At 65.2% G+C, this 16,894-nt stretch carries 14 protein-coding genes; 3 read left to right on the top strand and 11 right to left on the bottom strand.

All coding sequences use genetic code 11. The features are described from left to right. Positions 1–5: 5 nt before the first annotated feature. Positions 6–1,043, top strand: a complete 1,038-nt coding sequence (locus DOM41_RS10810; RefSeq protein ID WP_110686868.1) for a 2-keto-3-deoxygluconate permease — start codon at positions 6–8, stop codon at positions 1,041–1,043. A 62-nt stretch (positions 1,044–1,105) separates the two neighbouring features. Here the strand turns inward: DOM41_RS10810 and DOM41_RS10815 are convergent, their stop codons facing one another. Further along, complete coding sequence (locus DOM41_RS10815; RefSeq protein WP_110686869.1) at positions 1,106–2,155, bottom strand: oxidoreductase; 1,050 nt, start codon at positions 2,153–2,155, stop codon at positions 1,106–1,108. Between the two features lie 289 nt (positions 2,156–2,444). Continuing rightward, positions 2,445–3,701, bottom strand: a complete 1,257-nt coding sequence (locus DOM41_RS10820; protein WP_110686870.1) for an acyltransferase family protein — start codon at positions 3,699–3,701, stop codon at positions 2,445–2,447. 421 nt (positions 3,702–4,122) lie between these two features. Between DOM41_RS10820 and DOM41_RS10825 the strand changes: the two genes are divergently transcribed. Then, positions 4,123–4,887 (top strand): SDR family NAD(P)-dependent oxidoreductase, encoded by a 765-nt coding sequence (locus DOM41_RS10825; protein WP_110686871.1) that lies wholly within the window; start codon positions 4,123–4,125, stop codon positions 4,885–4,887. A gap of 315 nt (positions 4,888–5,202) precedes the next feature. Here the strand turns inward: DOM41_RS10825 and lon are convergent, their stop codons facing one another. The 9 genes from lon to nrdR all read right to left on the bottom strand — a co-directional run bounded on the left by lon (position 5,203) and on the right by nrdR (position 14,874). Then, positions 5,203–7,632 (bottom strand): endopeptidase La, encoded by a 2,430-nt coding sequence (gene lon, locus DOM41_RS10830; RefSeq protein WP_110686872.1) that lies wholly within the window; start codon positions 7,630–7,632, stop codon positions 5,203–5,205. 188 nt (positions 7,633–7,820) lie between these two features. Next, positions 7,821–9,137, bottom strand: coding sequence for a DUF945 family protein (locus DOM41_RS10835; protein ID WP_110686873.1), 1,317 nt, complete (start codon positions 9,135–9,137; stop codon positions 7,821–7,823). 107 nt (positions 9,138–9,244) lie between these two features. After that, the gene (locus DOM41_RS10840; RefSeq protein WP_110686874.1) at positions 9,245–9,718 is read right to left on the bottom strand and encodes a phosphatidylglycerophosphatase A family protein; all 474 of its coding nucleotides are present in this window, start codon (positions 9,716–9,718) and stop codon (positions 9,245–9,247) included. Continuing rightward, positions 9,715–10,683: a thiamine-phosphate kinase gene (gene thiL / locus DOM41_RS10845; protein ID WP_110686958.1), complete on the bottom strand. Its 969-nt coding sequence runs from the start codon at positions 10,681–10,683 to the stop codon at positions 9,715–9,717. Before thiL ends, DOM41_RS10840 begins: the two co-directional genes overlap by 4 nt. Before the next feature lie 16 nt (positions 10,684–10,699). Further along, positions 10,700–11,227: a transcription antitermination factor NusB gene (gene nusB, locus DOM41_RS10850; RefSeq protein WP_188112394.1), complete on the bottom strand. Its 528-nt coding sequence runs from the start codon at positions 11,225–11,227 to the stop codon at positions 10,700–10,702. After that, positions 11,224–11,706 carry a 6,7-dimethyl-8-ribityllumazine synthase gene (gene ribH, locus DOM41_RS10855; RefSeq protein WP_110686875.1) on the bottom strand — a complete coding sequence of 161 codons (483 nt, stop codon included), beginning with the start codon at positions 11,704–11,706 and terminating at the stop codon, positions 11,224–11,226. The genes nusB and ribH overlap by 4 nt, the downstream gene beginning before the upstream one ends. A 178-nt stretch (positions 11,707–11,884) precedes the next feature. After that, positions 11,885–13,018: a bifunctional 3,4-dihydroxy-2-butanone-4-phosphate synthase/GTP cyclohydrolase II gene (gene ribBA, locus DOM41_RS10860; protein ID WP_110686876.1), complete on the bottom strand. Its 1,134-nt coding sequence runs from the start codon at positions 13,016–13,018 to the stop codon at positions 11,885–11,887. A 127-nt stretch (positions 13,019–13,145) separates the two neighbouring features. Further along, complete coding sequence (ribD, locus tag DOM41_RS10865) at positions 13,146–14,324, bottom strand: bifunctional diaminohydroxyphosphoribosylaminopyrimidine deaminase/5-amino-6-(5-phosphoribosylamino)uracil reductase RibD (protein WP_110686877.1); 1,179 nt, start codon at positions 14,322–14,324, stop codon at positions 13,146–13,148. Between the two features lie 67 nt (positions 14,325–14,391). Further along, positions 14,392–14,874 carry a transcriptional regulator NrdR gene (gene nrdR / locus DOM41_RS10870; RefSeq protein ID WP_110686878.1) on the bottom strand — a complete coding sequence of 161 codons (483 nt, stop codon included), beginning with the start codon at positions 14,872–14,874 and terminating at the stop codon, positions 14,392–14,394. A gap of 243 nt (positions 14,875–15,117) precedes the next feature. On the opposite strand from nrdR, the gene DOM41_RS10875 reads away from it, so the two are divergent. Then, on the top strand, positions 15,118–16,890 hold the full coding sequence (locus tag DOM41_RS10875; RefSeq protein ID WP_110686879.1) for a sugar phosphorylase: 1,773 nt from the start codon (positions 15,118–15,120) through the stop codon (positions 16,888–16,890). The last annotated feature ends 4 nt before the right edge of the window (positions 16,891–16,894 follow it).

Consider the following 16,894-nt stretch of genomic DNA (forward strand, 5'->3'; position numbering starts at 1 on the left):
GAACAATGACTCCTGTCCGTTCCCGCTTGCCTATCTACGATACCCTGAACCGCATCCCTGGCGGACTGATGATCGTTCCGCTGATTCTCGGCTCGATCTTCGGCACTCTCGCCCCTGACGCGCTCGAGATCGGCAGCTTCACCACGGCACTGTTCAAGGATGGTGCCATGGCCTTCATGGCGTTGGTGATATTCGCGACCGGCATGCAGATCACCCCGCGCAACGCCGGGCCCATCGTGGGTACCGCGAGCGTGATTCTGCTGACGAAGAGTCTAATACCCGGGGTGTTAATCGCCGGGCTCGGACTCGCAACCGGCATGGAGGGACTATTCGGTATCTCGATCCTGGCGATGCTCGCCGCCATGGACAACAGCAACGGCGGCATCTGGCTCGCCTTCACTGGTCGCTATGGCGATCAACGTGACCGCGGCGCCTATATCGCCAGCGCCATCAACGATGGCCCCTTCTTCACGCTGATCCTCATCGGCGCCTCGGGGCTTGCGGACATTCCGCTCGAGGTGTTCCTGGCAGCGATCATTCCGCTGCTGCTGGGCATTCTGGCAGGCAATCTCGACCCCAAATGGACCGAGGTGATGCGTCCGGTACCTGAGATGGTCATTCCGTTCTTCTCGTTCGGTCTCGGCACCGGCATTAACCTAATGGATGTCGTACAGGGCGGGATCACGGGGGTCGGGCTCGGCCTTCTGGTCGCACCGTTGACCGGCGGACTCGTCTATCTTGGCTATCGCTATCTGCTCAAGCGGGGCCCGCGTAGCGGCATCGGCTTCGCCGCCGGGACCACCGCCGGTAACTCCATCGCCACGCCGGCGATCGCCGCGGCGGCGGACCCTTCGCTACAGGCTTACGTAGGCGTCGCCACCACTCAGGTCGCGGCCTGCGTGCTAGTCTCTGCGCTATTAGCCCCCGCCATCGCCTCATGGCTACTCAAGCGCAATGGCGAGCTGAAATCCCCGGACGCCGAGGTCGAGGCACCGCTCTCCACTTCCACGGCCCACATGACCGACCAGGCGATCTTCAAGTAGCGCGGTTCAAATCGTCGACATCGCCGCAAAAACGCCGCGCCGACGGTTCGCTCCCGCGGGGTCTAGCCGATGTCGACCCGCGAGCCGGTTTCGGCACTCTGGATACCCGCCTCGAGCAGGCGCATGACATCGAGCGCGGACTCGGCGGTCACCGGTAGCGGCCCTCGCCCGAGAATGGCGTCACGCACGCCGGAGTAAAACGCAAGATAGTCGCCCGGGAGCGTGGGGATTTCGTGGAGCTCTGGCTGACAGCCCTCGCGTACCTGACCGATGGTCAGCATGCCGTGGCGCCAATCCTCACCCCAGTGCGGTGACGGCAGACGGTCTCCACGCTGCAGCATGGCTTCCTGGGGATCGAGACCGTACTTGACGTAGCTGCCTTGGGTCCCGTGAAGAGTAAAGCGCGCGGACGGTGCCGCGACCAGCGACCCGGCGTGGAGTACCACGCGGTGGTTGCCGTAGCGCAGTACCGCGTGAAAGTAGTCGTCCACCTGCGCGCCATCGCGCTGATTGGCGAGATCGAGGGTAATGGCATCCGGACGGCCGAACAGCACCAGGCTTTGATCGAGCAGATGAGCGCCGAGATCGAACCAGATGCCCGATCCCGGCGCAGGCTCTTCGCGCCAGCGCTGGGCTACTTCGGGCCGAAACCGGTCAAAATGTGACTCGAAGTGAACGACGTCGCCCAGGGTCCGGCAGTCGATGAGGTTACGAACGGTAAGGAAGTCCGCGTCCCAGCGTCGATTGTGGAAGACCGAAAGCCATAGCTTCTGTGTCGCCGCCAGCAGGCAGAGCTCTTCCGCCTCCGCCACGGTCACCGTGAAGGGCTTGTCCACGACCACGTGCTTGCCCACCTCGAGTGCGGCTTTCACCAGCGTATAGTGAGTGGCGTTGGGCGTCGGGATGACCACCAGGTCGATGTCATCGCGAGCCAGCAGCGCCTCCGGCGACGCCTCTACCGACAGCGCCGGCCAGTCCATGCGGACTTTGTCAGCGTCGCTGCTCGAAACGCTAACCAGCGTCAGCCCTTCCTGGGCCATGATCAACGGCGCATGGAATCGTTTACTGGCCATGCCGTAACCGATCAGCCCTACCCGTATGGCTCCTTTCATGCCAAGTCCTTTAAGAAAATCCTTTGAGAAAGTCGTTCGCGACGGACGCCTTCGCCTGACTGCCTAGCGAAGTCGATCCGTGCCACCGGGGCCGGACATCACGATCCGACAGCGAGCGCCGACGTTCGCAAGGTATCGCCACGGTCCGTGACAAGATGGCTACGCCGCGAGAATATCGCAAATGGGCCGACAGCGAATGCGCCGGCATCCTCCCCCTACCGGCCGGGCCATCGGTTATCCGTTCCTCCTCGACTCACCGAGTTGCGGATGGCCTCGGCGACGACGCGGTTCAGGCGCGAACCGGCGCGATTACCGGAAGCTGACGCCAGGCGGACGGCAGCCGCGCTTCGAGCCAGTGGCGCATTGGCGCGACCACGAACCGCTGGACCAGCAGGGCCAGTCCCACGATCAGCGCAAGGTGCAGCGCCATCGTCCACATCGGCACTGCCAGCCGATCGGCGACCAGCGTGCTCTCGAGACCCCAAGCCGTGTTCCACTGTTCGAGCAGCCAGCGCGTAAGGCGTGCCAGCGGACCGATCAGCGGCGTGTGCAGCGCGAAGATACACAGCGCCGCCTCTCCCAATCGCTGCGCCCAGGCACGCACCGAGGCGCGGGACGGGGCGGCGAACGCGGTGGCGCTCAGCAGTACCAGCGCCTGGAACGGCATCAGCAAGCCGTTGTGCGTGAGGTAGTAGAGATGCAGTCCGTCGAGTTGAAGCAGCCACACGCCGATGGGGACACCACAAAGACCCAGCGCCAGCAGCGAGTGACGAAACTTGCGCAATGTCTCGACTACGCTCTCCGCCTGCATCGCTCGGTAGAGCAGAATCCCCGCGAGAAATTCCGGCAGCCGAAACAGCGGATTGCGGTGCAGCATGCCGACGGTCACATAGTCGAACGAGCCCATGAGCGTTGCCATCAGCGGGCCCGCCGCATAGATCCCCCAAACGCTCAGCAGCGCCAAGCCGACACGCTGGACTCGCATCAGTCGAGGCGCGAACCAGGGAAAGCAGGCATAGAAGAACAGCAGTGCAGAGATCGACCAGGAGGCACCGTTGAGCCACAGAAAGCGGGGTTCCCACGCCTGCAGCAGCGTCAACTGCAGCGCGATGTGCTTGAGCGCGTCCGGCCAGGACAGGCGCTCGTGAAACGCCGCCCGTGCGGCATCGCTCAACGGATAGTAGGGATGGGAATTGAAGTAGACGTAAACGCCTTCGGGGCGGATCGGGTACTGCACGAGCAGCATCACGATCGCCAGCAGCATGGTGATCACGTGAATGGGGTAAAGGTTGCAAAGACGCTTGGCGACGAACGCCGGGCCGCGCATTGTCATCGCTCCTGCCTCGTCCAGCACGACGTGTGCCAGCAGAAAGCCGGAGAGCATGAAGAAGGTGCTGGTCGCGAAAAAGCCCATGCCGATGAAGTCGTGTACCAATGCCGGCATATCGGCGTAAACGCCACCGAAGTGGTAGGCGACCATCCACAGCGCCATCAGAAAACGAAGCCACTCGAGGCCGTAGTAACGCTGCTTGCGGGAGTGTGTCATGGTCCCCTCCTCACCGGACGAAGCTGGAATGGGCGCCCCGGCAACGCGAAGCGCCGGGACTCGGCGCCACGCAACGTCGCCGTCTGCGGGTGGAATAGCGAAAGCGCCGACGGCGACATGGGGAAACCTACAGGACGTCGGGTGGGGAGACGATCAGGGCCACGGGCCTTACCGCATGTGCGCAGCGGCGAGGCGCGAGGCTATTGCCCAAGTGTAACCGAATCGCAACATCTTTTAGGTTGGCTTTCAGGAAATCACCGGTTTTACACACACTCGTGCCCGGCGTCGGCCAATGGCGACAGCGGGTCGATCGGCACCTGCGTGTTCATCGTGCTGGCAAGACGCTATCGTGCGATGAGGGTCGACCGCCACTCCCCGTGGCGCCGTCGATGGCTTCCCCCCATCACCTCAGGAGATTTTCATGTCTCAACCCCCCGTTGCTTTCATTACCGGCGCCACCTCCGGCTTCGGTCGCGCCTGCGCCGAGCGCTTCGCCGACGCCGGCTGGGCGCTGGTGCTCACCGGCCGTCGCGTGGAGCGCCTCGCCTCGCTGAAGTCGTCTCTGGAAAACCGGGTGCCCGTGCACACCGCCCCGCTCGACGTCCGCGACCGCGACAACGTTGCCGAGGTGGTCGCGTCGCTGCCGGAGGCCTTTCGCGCGGTCAAGGTCCTGGTCAACAACGCCGGACTCGCCCTGGGGGCTGGGCCCGCGCAACAGGCCGATCTCGACGATTGGCAGACAGTGATCGACACCAACATCACCGGCCTGGTCAATGTCACCCGAACACTGCTGCCGACGCTGATCGAGGTCGGCCGCGGCGCGGCGATCATCAACATTAGCTCCACCGCGGCACTGTGGCCCTACCCCGGCAGCCACGTCTACGGCGCCTCCAAGGCGTTCGTCAATCAGTTCTCCTACAACCTGCGCTGCGATCTCAAGGGCACCGGCGTGCGGGTCACCGACGTCGCGCCCGGCATGTCGGAGACCGAGTTCACGCTGGTGCGCATGAAGGGCGACCAGAGCGCTCATGACAACCTCTACGGCGGCGTCGAGCCGATTCAGCCCGAGGACGTCGCCGAGCAGGTCTTCCACGCTGCCACCCTGCCGGCGCACCTCAACATCAACCGATTGGAGATCATGCCGGTGTGTCAGTCCTGGGGCGGATTGACCGTCGACCGCGACTGAGTCTCTCGCGGAAGGACTGTCCGGCCAAAAAAAAGGCGGCGGCGCAATAGCGCCACCGCCTCTCTATCGCCAGACGAGTCCAACCCGCTCAGCAGTTGCCCTTCTTGGCTTGCCCGCGCGGGCAAAAGTCACCGTTGCCGTGACCCCGGCCGCCATCGCCGATAATCACCGGCGGTTGGGGGTCGATTCGTGCCGAGGTGTCACGACAGCCACTCAGGACCGTCGCCGCCAGCCGCATGGCTGCCTGCCTTGCCGACGCCACCGGTCGTTAAACGGCCTTGCCCCAAGCCGATCACGCCGGTGGCCTGCGTCGGCTCAGCGGCCGAACACAACTTTGGAAACGTCACGGTAGACCTTGGCGAAGTGCACGGTCATACCCGCCTTGAGGTAGTCCGGCAGCTCGTCGTAGTCGCGCTTGTTGGCCTCCGGCAGGATCAGCTCGAAGATCTCGCTGCGCCGGGCGGCGATCACCTTCTCGCGGATACCGCCGACCGGCAGCACCTGCCCGGTTAGCGTCAGTTCGCCGGTCATCGCCAGCGGCCGGTCGATACTCTGATTTCGCGCCAGCGACATCAGCGCCGTGGTCATGGTGACACCGGCGGACGGGCCATCCTTGGGCGTCGCCCCTTCCGGGACGTGCAGGTGGATGAACGCTTCATTGAAGAAATCCGGGTCCGCGCCGTACTCGCCGAGGTGACCCAGCGTGTAGCTGTAGGCGATGTTGGCGGACTCCTGCATCACGTCGCCGAGCTTGCCGGTCAGCTTGAAGCCGCGGGTGAGCGCATGCACCTTGCCCGCCTCGATGGGCAGCGTCGCCCCGCCCATCGCAGTCCAGGCCAGGCCGGTGACCACGCCGACGCCCTTGAGCACCTTCTCCTTGCGGAAGATCGGCGCGCCGAGAAACTCCTCGAGGTTGTTGACCGACACCTTGACGGTCTCTTTCTCCTCTTCGAGCAGCTTCACCGCGGCCTTGCGCACGATACGGTGCAGCTGTTTCTCGAGCTGGCGCACGCCAGCTTCGCGGGCGTAACCCTCGATCACCTGCCTAAGCGCGGTGTCGGTCAGGTTGATGCGCTTTTTCGGGATGTTGTCGCGCTTGAGCAGCTTCGGCCACAGGTGGTGCTTGGCGATCGCGATCTTCTCTTCGGCGATGTAGCCGGAGAGCCGAATCTGCTCCATGCGATCGAGAAGAGGCCCGGGAATGTTATCGAGCGTGTTGGCGGTGCACACGAACAGCACCTTCGATAGATCGAGACGCACGTCGAGGTAGTGATCGAGATAGTCGACGTTCTGTTCCGGGTCGAGCACCTCGAGTAGCGCCGAGGCCGGATCGCCCTGGAACGACTGCCCCATCTTGTCGATCTCGTCGAGCATGATGACGGGGTTTTCGACCTCGACTTCCTTGAGCGCCTGGGCCAGCTTGCCCGGCATTGCACCGACGTAGGTGCGCCGATGGCCCTTGATCTCCGCCTCGTCGCGCATGCCACCCACCGAGAAACGGTAGAACTTGCGTCCCAGTGCCTCGGCGATGGAGCGTCCCACCGAGGTCTTGCCCACGCCCGGCGGACCGACCAGCAGCACGATGGAGCCGCCGACATCCCCCTTGAAAGCGCCCTCGGCGAGAAACTCGACGATGCGTTCCTTCACATCGCTCAAGCCGTCGTGATCGCGATCGAGCACCCCGCGCGCCTGCTTGAGGTCGAGCTGGTCGTCGGAGGTGATGCCCCAGGGCATCGACGTCAGCCAGTCGAGATAGTTGCGCGTGGTGCCGTACTCCGGCGAGCCGGTCTCGAGCACGGAAAGCTTGCCAAGCTCGTCGTCGATGCGTCCCTGGACGCGCTCGGGCACGTTGAGGTGCTCGAGCCGGGCGCGGAACGTATCGACGTCGGATTCGCGATCGTCCTTGGAGATGCCCAGCTCTTTCTGGATCACCTTGAGCTGCTCGCGCAGGAAGAACTCACGCTGATGCTGCTGCATCTGCGAGTTGACCTGCTCGCTGATCTGATGCTGCAGCTGGGCGACCTCGATCTCCTTGCGCAGCAGCGGCAGCACGCGCTGCATGCGATCCATGATCGGCAGCGTCTCCAGCACCGCCTGTAGCTCATCGCCCTTGGCCGAGGTGATCGCGGCGGCGAAGTCGGTCAGCGGGCCCGGCTCATGAGGGCTGAAGCGATTGAGATAGCTCTTGAGCTCTTCGCCGTAGAGCGGGTTGATCGGCAGCAGTTCCTTGATGCCATTGATCAGTGACATGGCGTAGGCGCGTGCTTCTTCGGCCTCGGCGTCCACCGGCTCGCGGGGATAGGAGACCTCGACCAGATACGGGGGAGTCTTGGAGAGCCAGCGCTGGATACGAAAGCGACGCCGGCCCTGGGCAATGAACTGGATCTGCTGATCTTCGTTCTGGGTACGGTGGACCTTCACCGCCGTGCCTATCTCGGGGAAGCTATCGGGACCCAGGTCATCCAGGCTGACATCGCCGATGAAGGCCACGCCGACCATGTGATGCGGCGTGTTGGCCACCCGTTCGAGCGTCTCTTCCCAGCGCTGGCGCTGAAGGATCAGCGGCTGGACCTGTGCCGGAAAGAACGGCCGGTTGTGGATGGGGAGCAGATAGATCCGTTCCGGCAGTGTGTCACTGGAGGGCACCATGGCACTGCCGGCGCCATCATGCGGGTGTGTTTGGCCGTCCTGAGTGTCCTGGACGTCGTCGAAGGCTTCCGTCGAATTCCGTTCGTGTTGACTCATCGTTCACCTTGCGTTCGTGGCCATCGTGGCCGAATGCACAGGTGATGCGGGCGCCGAGCACGGAGTTCAAGTCACGCCGTGTGTTGCCCCCGGCCGCCGACGAGGCTCGAGCGCCTCGAGTGCGAGCGCGACATGGACTGGGCAGGCACCTCGCGGAGCCCGACACCCTGCCTGGGGATCAGCGCTCACTAGGGGATCAGTACCCGGCGCTGATCATCGAAGGTGAGCACGCCGTCGGCGAGGGTCAGGGTCAGCGGATCGGCGTCGAGGCCCACGCCGAGGTAGAGCTTGAGAAAGGCTGGCGCCTCGACGAGCGTCAGACGCCCCCGCAGTCGCCGGCCGAGATCGGGGCCGAACACGGCCTCGCCCTGACTTGCGTACTGCTGGGCAAGGCCCTCCCCATCGAGGGAAAGCGCGCCCTCGCCCTGGGTCTGGATCCCGAGCAGCTCGCTGGTTAGCGACAATTTGTTCACCGTGAGTTGCGGCGAGTCGGCAAGCAACGCCACGGCCGCATCGCGGGTCGCCTCATCGGGTCGGCTCAAGAGCTCCTTCAACGCCTCGTCTGACGCCCCGCGCGCGACGGCCTGCGCCAGCGCATCCCGGCGCTGCTGCCAGCGACTGACGAGCCGGCGGTAGGCGTTGCCATCGATAGGCTCGAGAGTGAACTGGGCCTGACCGGACAACAGCGACTGACCCCGCATCTCGGTGTCGTCGAGGGTCAGCGTGGCCGTTGCCGACAGGTGATCATGGAGGCTCGCCTCAGCCGCCAGCGCCAGGCCGTCGACCTCGACGGGCGCCACACCGCTTCGATTGAGGGTCGCCCGCGGTATATCGAGCGCCGCCCGTAACGAGAAATCTCTCGCATCGCCTGTGAAGCGGCCATCGAGCCTTACCCGATCCAGTGCCAATGCGGAGCGCCCGTCGTCGACCGTCACCGGGGCCAGCTCACCCGCATAGTCGAGCGTACCGTCTTCCTGCCCGAGGGTGAGCGTCAGACCACCGAAGTCGATGTCGACCCCCGCCGACGGCACGTCAGTCTTCGCCGCAAGCGCCGCCATCGTCCCGGCGGGAAAGGCGTGATGGAAAGCGGGGACGTCGAGGGTCATCTCCACGCGCTGCGTCAGCGTGGTGAAGTGACCCTGCCAGACCAGTGGCGCCTGGGTATCGAGCCAATCGTCGAAGAGCGGCTCGCCGTCATCGCGAACCTCGCTTCGCCCCTCGAGCGACGTGCGAAGAATGCCATGATCGGCCGCGTAGTCAGTGGTGACGACGAGACCGGTCGGCGTCCCCCGCCCCATCCGATGCGCCACCAGGCGTCCGCGAGAGTGAAACCAGCCGCGCTCGACGTCCTGACGCTCGACCCGCCAGCCATCGCTCGCATCGAACTGGGCAACGAGGGCCGCCGTCTCCTGTTCGAAACGATGACTCGAATAGGCCTGGGCGCCCAGGTAGCTCGCCCCCAGGGCGACGGCAACGACAACGGCCGCGACGACACGTCGACGCATGGAGGCCTCCCTATGACAGCGCGATGGATTCGACGGCACCAGCCGGCGACGAGAACGATCCGGGATCCCGCGAGACGAACGTCATGCCTTGCAGCGAAGCGCCCGTCTCAATGCAGCCAGAACCAGAGATGCATGGTGCACCAGGCATACACACCGGCGAGGATGTCATCGAACATGATGCCGATGCCGCCGGCCACCCGACGGTCGACCCAGCGAATCGGCCAGGGCTTGATGATGTCGAAGACGCGAAAGACCACGAATCCCCACAGCGCCGCTTCCCACGAGAAGGGAACCGCCGCCATGGTCAGCCAGTAGCCGACGAACTCGTCCCAGACGATCCCGGAGTGGTCATGCACGCCAAGATCCCGTGAGGTGGTCTCGCAAAGCCAGATGCCGACCACCGTGGCGATGCCCATCAACGCGAAGTAGACCGGCAGTGACAGCCCCGAGAGCAGCCAGTAGAAAGGGATGGCTGCAAGCGTACCGAACGTGCCCGGTGCAAAGGGCACCGCACCGCTGCCGAGCCCGAAAGCCAGAAAATGGGTCGGGCGACGCCAGACACTTCGCGGTGCGCGGTTCATGTCGCACTCCCCGCAGCGGTGTGAGTGAAGTGGTCCCAGCCACCGCGCTCGAGCAGTGCCGCCGGCAGACCGTGAATGCCGAAGCCGTCGACCACTCGACCGATGACGGTCAGCGGCAGGTGCAGTGCGGCCAGACGACGCTGCGCCTCGCCGAGATCGGACTCACTGAGCGTCAGCAGCAGTTCGTAATCGTCGCCGCCATGAAGCACGAGCTCGTAAACGTGGGAGAGATCGTGCGTCGCGCGAAGCGGCGTCGCCAGCGGCAGTGCGTCGATATCCAAACGCGCGCCGACGCCGGAGGCGTTCAGCACATGGCCAAGATCGGCGACCAGGCCATCGGAGAGATCGATGGCACTGGTGGCGAGTCCCCGCAGCGCCTCGCCTGCCTCTAGCCGCGGCGTCGGGCGCAGATAGGCTTCGAGGAGGGGATGATCGAGCTCGCGCTCGCCGCGCCGCCAGCGCGCAAGCCCCGCCGCCGCGCGCCCCGGGTAACCGGTGATCGCGACCCAATCGTTGGCCCGCGCGCCACTGCGAAGCATCGCAGTGCCGGCGGGCAGCTCGCCCTGAACCGTCACCGTGATCGAGAGCGCGCCGCGCGTGACATCGCCGCCGACCCAGGCGCAGCCGACCCGGTCGGCGAGCCCGCCGAGCCCGTCGGCGAAGGCCGCCGTCCACTCCGGGTCGGGCGTCGGCAGCGTCAATGCTACCGTGCACCATCGCGCCCTTGCGCCCATGGCGGCGAGATCGCTCAGCGCCACGGCCAGCGCTCGATGACCCACCGCCGCCGCCGGCGCATCGGCCGGGAAGTGCACGTCGACGATAGAGGTGTCGACGCTGACCGCGAGCTGGTGGCCCGGCGTAGGGGCCACCACGGCGCAGTCGTCGCCGTTGCCAACGACGACATCGTCCCGCTGCCCCGCCGCGGGGCGCGAGAGGTAGCGGGCGATCAGCTCGAATTCGCTCATCGAGGTGGGCGTCATGTCAACGACGGCGAGCAGCGACCTCGGCACCTCGCAGGCGCGAGGCCAGCTTGTCGAGGATACCGTTGACGTACTTGTGCCCATCGGTGGCGCCGAAGATCTTGGCAAGCTCCACGCCCTCGTTGATCACCACACGATAAGGGACCTCGGGGCGATGCGCGAGTTCGTAGGCACCCAGACGCAGAATCGCCAGTTCAATGCGGTCGAGATCCTCCAGGCGGCGGTCGAGCAGCGGCGCAATGGCACGGTCGACGTCGGCGCGCTGGCCGGCGGTGTTCGACAGCAGCTCGTGAAACAGTGCCTGGTCGGCGATCTGCATCACCTTGTGCCAGTTTTCATGATCCTCGAGCTCCTCGTCGGCGACCTGAGCGCGAAACTCCGCTTCCACGGCGCTGATCGACTTGCCCGTCATCTGCCACTGATAAAGGCCCTGCACCGCCAGCTCGCGGGCGGCGCGACGCGCCTCCTGTGCCGGCGTGGCTGGCCGGGTCGCCTTGCCCGCGTTGTCGGGCATGTCGGACGCGCTCATTGACCACCTCCGAAACGCTTTAACAGTGACACCATTTCCATCGCGGCCATCGCCGCCTCGGTGCCTTTATTCCCCGCCTTGGTACCGGCACGCTCGATCGCCTGCTCGATGGAGTTCACCGTCAGAACGCCGTTGGCGATCGGGGTGTCGAACTCCAGCTGCAGCGAGGAGAGCGCCGAATTGCAGTTGCCAGCGACGTATTCAAAGTGCGGCGTGCCGCCACGAATCACAGCCCCGAGGGCGATGATCGCGTCCGGCTGCGACACCGTGAGCGCGCGCTTGACCGCCAGCGGCAGCTCCCAGGCACCGGGAACGTGGATCAGCTCGATGTTCTCTTCGCTGACGCCATGACGCATCAGGCTGTCCACCGCGCCCTCGACGAGGCTATCGACCACGTGATGATTGAAGCGCCCGACGACGATGGCATAGCGCCCGTCGACGTCGGTGAATTGACCTTCCAGTTGAGCGATCGGTTGCATTGTCGAGTTCCGGAGTCACTGCGCCAGCCGCGGCAATTCTTGGCGCTGACGCACGATAAAACAGTCTGTGAGGCCGGCGCCCTTGCTGGGCGCCCGGCGCGAAGCCGGCCATCTTACCATGCGGACACGGGGTCTAGGTCACCCCTTGCCGCACCGCGCGGCGAGCCGAGGAAGGCGCTCAGGCGTCGCCGCTAACGAGTTCGACGACCTCCAGGTCAAAGCCGGAGAGCGCCGAGAAGCGCCACGGCGAACTGAGAAGACGCATCTTGCCGACACCGAGTTGACGCAGGATCTGCGAGCCGGTGCCGATGGAGAGAAAATTCCCGGCGCCGTCGGATGCGCTGGTGCGGGGCGGCGGCCGTCGACCGAGCGCCACGTCGAGCTGCATCTTGAGATCGCCTTTGGGGCTTGCGTCGTCGAGCAGCACGAATACCCCGGCATCGGCATCCGCGATCGCTTCCAGCGCGGTGTAGGCGGTCCAGTGGCTATCGCCCTTGCAGAGGGTCAGGATGTCGCGAAGGGTATCGCCACCGTGAACGCGAACCGTGGTCGGGGCGTCGCGGCGGGGAGTTCCCTTGACCAGCGCCAGGTGATGGGCGTTCTGGATTCGATCCTCGAAGACATGCAGCGTCATTTCGCCGAACGCCGTCACCACTGTCTGCGACTCCACGGGGTCGACCGTGCGCTCATTGAGCATGCGGTAGTGGATCAGGTCGGCAATGGTCCCAATCTTGATGTCGTGCTCGGCGGCGAAGCGTTCGAGCTCCGGGCGCCGGGACATGCTGCCGTCGTCGTTCATGATCTCGCAGATCACGCCGGTCGCCTCGAAGCCCGCCATGGCGGCGAGATCGCAGGCGGCTTCGGTGTGGCCGGCACGCCGCAGCACGCCACCCGGCTCCGCCATCAGCGGAAAGATATGCCCGGGCTGAACGATGTCTTGTGGCTTGGCATCGCGGGCGGCAGCCGCACGCACGGTGAGCGCGCGATCGCCTGCCGAGATGCCGGTAGAGACCCCGCGGGCTGCCTCGATGGAGACGGTGAACTTGGTGCCATAACCCGAGCCGTTGTCGCTGACCATGAGCGGCAGATTGAGCTGCTCACAGCGCTCCCGGGTCATCGGCTGGCAGATCAGGCCGCGTGCATGGCGCGCCATGAAATTGATGTGGCTCGCCTCGACGCACTCGGACGCGACGATGATGTCGCCTTCGTTCTCGCGATCCTCGTCATCCATCAGGATGACCATCCTGCCTTGGCGAATATCCTCGACAAGTTCTTCGATGCTGGCCAGCTGGGCTGATTGCGCTGTCGTCATAGCTGATTCGTCCACACAGACCGCGGGGGTTGGATGACGGCACAGACTACCTGTCGGGAGAAGCGGACGCTACTGTCGGCACGTGGCAACGCTGTGACACTCGGTGACACGATCCGACGGCCACGCCTCAAGCCTCGATCGCGGCCTCGCCCGTTAGCGGGCGCGCACTGATCCACCAGTCGTCGCCGACCGCACGGAGGCGGTCGATGACGAGCCGCCGCTGATCGCTCATCCGGCTCAGCCCGGGCAGGGCAAAGAGCGGCCGGGCCTCGCCACCCAGAAGCGTGGGCGCGACGAAGAGCTCGAGCCGGTCGACGCAGCCGGCCTCAAGCATGGCGCCGGCGAGCGTTGCGCCGGTTTCGACCAGCACCTCGTTGCAGGACTCGACCGTGGCGAGGTGGGACAGCACCGCCTCCAGGGGGATACGCCCGTCCTCGCCCGCCGGGATCGCCACAACCTCGGCGCCGGCGGCTTCCAGAGACGCTCGCCTTGAGCCGGCATCGTCGCGAGCGGTGAATACCAGCGTGCGACCCGGCTCGCGCAGACAGGCCGCGGCCAGCGGCAGGCGCAGCCGGGTATCGATGATCGCGCGCAATGGCTGACGCGAGGCGGCCAGCGCATTTTGCTGCTCGTCGTCGAGCGCCAGCTGATCGGCGCGCACCGTCAGCCGGGAGTCATCGACGATGACCGACTCGACGCTCGTGAGCACCGCGCTCGATGCCGCTCGCAGCCGCTGCACCTGAGCGCGCGCGGACGGGCCAGTGATCCACTGGGACTCCCCGCTCGCCATCGCGGTGCGCCCGTCGAGACTCATCGCCATCTTCAGGCTGATCTGTGGCCTCCCCTGGCTCATGCGCTGCACGAATCCCGGATTGAGCGCGCGGGCCTCGGCCTCGCAGACGCCGAGCACCACCTCGATACCGGCCTCGCGCAGCATCGCCAGCCCGCGTCCGGAGACCTGCGGGTTGGGGTCCTGCATGGCGGCGACGACGCGAGTGACACCGGCGTCGATCAGCGCGACGCTACAGGGCCCAGTACGCCCGGTATGCGAGCAGGGCTCCAGCGTGACGTAGGCCGTCGCCCCGCGAGCCGCGTTGCCGGCGGCGTGCAGCGCGTTGATCTCGGCATGCCCTTCGCCGACGCGCGCGTGGAACCCCTCTCCAACCACGCGGCCGTCGACCACCAGCACGCAGCCGACCCGCGGGTTGGGATCACAGGTGTAGCGCCCCTTCTCGGCGAGCATGAGCGCCCGACTCATCCACTCGATGTCGGTGGCTTCCGTGGGAGGCGGGGCGGTCGACGTCATGGCAGTCTCTCCGTAGGTCTATGAATCCGAGCGCGCTCAGTCGGTGGGGAGGCGCCATGGCGAGAGGTCAGCGGTTATCGTCACCGCCGCGGGTGTCGGGCTCCTGGGAGAGGCGATCGATCTCGGCACGAAACTCGTCGAGATCCTGGAAGCGTCGATAGACGGACGCGAAGCGAATGTAGGCGACGTGATCGAGACGCTTGAGCATCTCCATCACTTCCTGACCGATCAAGTGCGCCTCGACCTCGCGGTCACCGCGGGCTCGCAGGCGCTGACGGATGCGCTCCACGCCCGCCTCGAAGGATTCGACGCTGACCGGGCGCTTCTCGAGGGCCAGCGACATGCCGGCGCGCATCTTCTGCTCGTCGAAACTCTCGCGTGAGCCATCCCCCTTGATCACGCGAGGCATAACCAGTTCGGCGGTTTCGTAGGTCGTAAAACGCTCGCCGCAGGCGGCGCATTGACGACGCCTTCGCACCTGGTCCCCCTCGGCGACCAGGCGTGAATCGGTCACCTTGGTATCGTGGGTACCGCAGAAAGGACAGTGCATCGTCGTTCACCCGATAACGCGAACGGCCGTGCGAGGTCGCCGCGTAGTGAATGGATCGGCTCATTGAGTTCGGCTGAATAGTGTAACGGCTAGCGCAAGATACCGGAAACACGCCAAAAATCGCCGGCGATTTTCAACTTGGCCCGGGTTCTGCAAGGATAAGATTTATCCGGCGCCGCGTTCGCCTCCCCGCGATAGGATCGATCGCCGCACCGTCATCTCCCCTATGACCAGGTACTGCTCATGTCCAGCCGCGTCACGCACTACCCTGCACTCTCCGAAGAGGCCTTCATCGAACGCGCCAATGCGCGACTGGAAGAGATCTATGGGCCTCGACGAGACGAGGTGATGCGCCGGCTGATGACGCTACTGTTGCACCAGGGCAGTGCACTGGGGGATCGGGCGCGTCCGGCGTGGAGCGAGCGAGACCAGATTCTGATCACCTACGGCGACACGCTGGTCGACGGCGAGCGCGCCCCACTGGAAGTGCTCGACGACTTCCTCGCCAATCGCCTCGACGGCACCTTCAGCGGGCTGCACATCCTGCCGTTCTTCCCCTGGAGCAGCGACGATGGCTTCTCGGTGATCCACTACCGCGAGGTCAACCCGAAGCTCGGCGACTGGCAGGATATCCGCCGTCTCGCCTCGCGAGTCGATCTGATGGTCGATCTGGTGATCAACCACGTCTCGCGGGATTCGCTCTGGTTCATCGACTACCTTGCCGGCTCCCAACCGGGCCGTGATTACTTCATCGAGATGGATCCGGCAACGGATCTCTCCCAGGTGACCCGGCCGCGCAACTCGCCGCTGCTGGTACCGGTCTCGACCCGTCGCGGCACCCGCCATCTATGGGCGACCTTCTCCGAAGACCAGATCGACCTGAACTTCGCCAATCCGGACGTGCTGCTGGAGTTCGTCGGCATTCTGCTCTTCTACGTCCAGCAGGGCGCCCGCGTCATCCGGCTCGACGCCATCACCTATCTCTGGAAACGGGTCGGCACCAGCTGCACCCACCTGCCGGAGACGCATGCCGTCGTACGCCTGCTGCGGGCGATTCTCGACTTCGTCGCCCCGGGGACGCTGTTGATCACCGAAACCAACGTCCCCCACCGGGAGAACATGAGCTACTTCGGGCTCGAGCGCGTCGATGAGCAACACGCCCCGGACGAAGCGCACATGATCTATCAGTTCACCCTGCCGCCTCTGCTGGTGCACACCCTCACCAGCGGCGACGCCACCACGCTAGCCGAGTGGGCGAAGGCACTGCCGCCGCTGCCGGCGAACTGCACCTACTTCAACTTCACCGCCAGCCACGACGGCATCGGTGTCAGGGCGCTCGAAGGCCTGCTACCCGCCCACGACGTTCAGGCACTGCTTGAGCTGATGCACCGCTTTGGCGGCTACGTGAGCATGAAGACCAATGCCGACGGCAGCGACTCGCCCTACGAGATCAACATCACCTACTACGACGCCATGAGAGGCACGCGCCGCGGCGCCGACGCCTGGCAGGTCGAACGCTTTCTCTGCAGTCAGAATCTGATGCTGGCGCTCCAGGGCATTCCCGGAGTCTATTTCCATACGCTGACAGCGACGCTCAACGACCATGAGGGCGTTGAGCGCAGCGGTCGATTGCGCTCGATCAACCGCCGGCGGTGGGACAAGGAGGAGCTCGACGAGCTGATCGACAGCCGCAGTACGCCGACCCGGGAGTCATTCACCTCGCTCAAGCGTCGCCTCAATCTGCGCGCCAACGAGCCCTGCTTCCATCCGGAGGCACCACAGCGAGTGCTGGAGACGGTGCCGGGCCTCTTTGCCATCGAACGCGGCCCACTGGAAGACGGCAGACGCCTGCTGGCGATCTACAACATCAGCGATCGGCGTCAGCCGCTGAGCATCGAGGAACTCGACCAAGGGGACTGGTATGACGTGCTCGACGATGGCCGGCCCTGGCGCCCGCGGGAGGAGGAGCGTAACGTTCTTCGCCCCTACCGCAGTCTATGGCTGGTGCAGCCTTGAGCGC

The organism is Salinicola aestuarinus (assembly GCF_003206645.1).
Classification (GTDB): Bacteria; Pseudomonadota; Gammaproteobacteria; order Pseudomonadales; family Halomonadaceae; genus Salinicola; species Salinicola aestuarinus.

Bases quoted from the DNA above. Each gene is read 5' to 3' on its own strand.
- ribBA (WP_110686876.1), bottom strand. From the start codon at position 13,018: ATGACGACAGCGCAATCAGCCCAGCTGGCCAGCATCGAAGAACTTGTC.
- lon (WP_110686872.1), bottom strand. From the start codon at position 7,632: ATGAGTCAACACGAACGGAATTCGACGGAAGCCTTCGACGACGTCCAG.
- DOM41_RS10840 (WP_110686874.1), bottom strand. From the start codon at position 9,718: ATGAACCGCGCACCGCGAAGTGTCTGGCGTCGCCCGACCCATTTTCTG.
- DOM41_RS10825 (WP_110686871.1), top strand. From the start codon at position 4,123: ATGTCTCAACCCCCCGTTGCTTTCATTACCGGCGCCACCTCCGGCTTC.
- DOM41_RS10835 (WP_110686873.1), bottom strand. From the start codon at position 9,137: ATGCGTCGACGTGTCGTCGCGGCCGTTGTCGTTGCCGTCGCCCTGGGG.
- nrdR (WP_110686878.1), bottom strand. From the start codon at position 14,874: ATGCACTGTCCTTTCTGCGGTACCCACGATACCAAGGTGACCGATTCA.
- ribH (WP_110686875.1), bottom strand. From the start codon at position 11,706: ATGCAACCGATCGCTCAACTGGAAGGTCAATTCACCGACGTCGACGGG.
- DOM41_RS10820 (WP_110686870.1), bottom strand. From the start codon at position 3,701: ATGACACACTCCCGCAAGCAGCGTTACTACGGCCTCGAGTGGCTTCGT.
- ribD (WP_110686877.1), bottom strand. From the start codon at position 14,324: ATGACGTCGACCGCCCCGCCTCCCACGGAAGCCACCGACATCGAGTGG.
- DOM41_RS10810 (WP_110686868.1), top strand. From the start codon at position 6: ATGACTCCTGTCCGTTCCCGCTTGCCTATCTACGATACCCTGAACCGC.
- thiL (WP_110686958.1), bottom strand. From the start codon at position 10,683: ATGAGCGAATTCGAGCTGATCGCCCGCTACCTCTCGCGCCCCGCGGCG.
- DOM41_RS10875 (WP_110686879.1), top strand. From the start codon at position 15,118: ATGTCCAGCCGCGTCACGCACTACCCTGCACTCTCCGAAGAGGCCTTC.
- nusB (WP_188112394.1), bottom strand. From the start codon at position 11,227: ATGAGCGCGTCCGACATGCCCGACAACGCGGGCAAGGCGACCCGGCCA.
- DOM41_RS10815 (WP_110686869.1), bottom strand. From the start codon at position 2,155: ATGAAAGGAGCCATACGGGTAGGGCTGATCGGTTACGGCATGGCCAGT.